Here is a 1626-nt window from a genome sequence, read left to right as displayed (position 1 = left end):
TACATTAAGAGCAGCGATGAATACTTATACTTGGCCTAAGGTTTGGGAGAAACATGTTCTTTTTGGGTTGAAAAAGGCAGCTTAGAACATAATATAAATACACTTCCACCTTAAACCATATGAATCACCTTAATTGATCTTTTCTGAAATGATTATATTTTGTACTTAAAAGCCAATCATACGGCAACTGAGTTTTAACGTCATGCAATCAACCTAATGAAAAAATAAAGACACAAAAAAACCAAGTCAAGCTTGGTATAAATTAAAATATAAATAATACAGATTTATGAATCACAAAAATATGGTATTATCATATTTAATAATACGAAAAAAGGAAAATATAAAAATGCCAATACTTAAACCCATGAAGAAAAATGAACTTGTTAGCATCAGTGCAAAATTCCCTAAACACCTTAAAGATGAAATTAGCGATTATTGCACACTGGCAGGAATTGAAACAACGCAAGAGTTTTTAATCCAAGCAAGTGAGTATGTTTTGTCAAAAGATAAGGACTGGGTGAAATACAAAAAAGATAATAATTTATAATATGAATTTACTCAAAAATGATTCTAGGTTTTTTCCCAGTATACTCATAAATTTTTAAAAGCGTTTCAAGTGTAAAGTTTGACTCACCTTTGATAATACGGCTTGTTTGTGATTTGCTTGTATGTAGGCCGTTCATAATATCCGTAAAAGTGTGGTTATTATGTTTTGCAAATTCACTAATTGTAGTTGAAACCGTATTTTGTAAATCAATTAGCATTCTACCTTTTTCTTTTGCTCTACTGCGAATATTTGTAATTTCATTTTCTGAGTAGTTTTCTTTTAAGTAGTCATTAAAATTTGTCGCCATAACTATCACCTTAATGTAAATCTATTTTATTATTTTTCAAATCTTTAATTAACTTTGCTGCTGCTTTTATGTCTCGTTGCTGTGACGATTTATTACCACCAACTAAGCCAACAATAATTTTTTTACCATGATAGCAAAAATAAATTCTGTATCCGTAGTCTGTGTCTCTTAACTCATATAATCCTTTGCCAATATTTTTCACGGTTGGCATTTTTAACTCGTTGCCATATTCTTGTAATACAGCAATAAGTTCAATTACATGATTAAGGTGTGATTTATTTAAACTCTTAAGCCACTTTGTTACTTTTGGCAATAAGTGTAATTCCCACATTGCAAAGCCTTATTATTTACACTGATTTATTATAGTTCCTTTTGTGGAACTTGTCAAGAAACACCCCAACACCACATTACAATATTTTGTAAATCACCCCATATCTATATTTTGCTAAACTACCCTGTCAACTTCCTATTACTATCAATTACTTATGTTTAACCGCATAAGCGAAAATCTCGGGGGCTTGCCCCCGAGCTGGAGAGAGCATTCCTGACACGGTTTTACTTCATGCTATTTTATGCTACTCTATTTTTGTAACCTAAAATCATGGAGTAAGTTATGGCACTAAAGCAACGAATCGTAACAGAGATTTATGATGATCAAACACAAGATATAGTTCATCGTGAAGTGACAGAAGAAAAAGTAATTAAATCTCCAAAATCGATAGATGATTTAGGTTATAACCATACAGAACAAATAGAGATATTGCAACGCGTC

General features: G+C 31.2%; 3 protein-coding genes. 1 reads left to right on the top strand and 2 read right to left on the bottom strand.

All coding sequences use genetic code 11. From position 1 onward, the window contains the following. The first annotated feature begins 346 nt into the window (after window positions 1-346). On the top strand, window positions 347-547 hold the full coding sequence (locus DNK84_RS13500) for a hypothetical protein (protein ID WP_119344989.1): 201 nt from the start codon (window positions 347-349) through the stop codon (window positions 545-547). A 7-nt stretch (window positions 548-554) separates the two neighbouring features. Here DNK84_RS13500 and DNK84_RS13495 read toward each other — a convergent pair whose 3' ends face one another. Together DNK84_RS13495 and DNK84_RS13490 are read right to left on the bottom strand one after the other, a co-directional pair. Further along, window positions 555-854: a hypothetical protein gene (locus tag DNK84_RS13495; RefSeq protein ID WP_119344988.1), complete on the bottom strand. Its 300-nt coding sequence runs from the start codon at window positions 852-854 to the stop codon at window positions 555-557. 10 nt (window positions 855-864) lie between these two features. Next, window positions 865-1185 carry a type II toxin-antitoxin system RelE/ParE family toxin gene (locus DNK84_RS13490; RefSeq protein WP_119344987.1) on the bottom strand — a complete coding sequence of 107 codons (321 nt, stop codon included), beginning with the start codon at window positions 1183-1185 and terminating at the stop codon, window positions 865-867. Between the last annotated feature and the right edge of the window lie 441 nt (window positions 1186-1626).

Origin of the sequence: Facilibium subflavum (genome assembly GCF_003574485.1) — a bacterium.
Taxonomy (GTDB): Bacteria; Pseudomonadota; Gammaproteobacteria; order Francisellales; family Francisellaceae; genus Facilibium; species Facilibium subflavum.
Note: the sequence above shows the minus strand (reverse complement) of the source record. Positions and strands in the feature narration are given on the sequence as shown.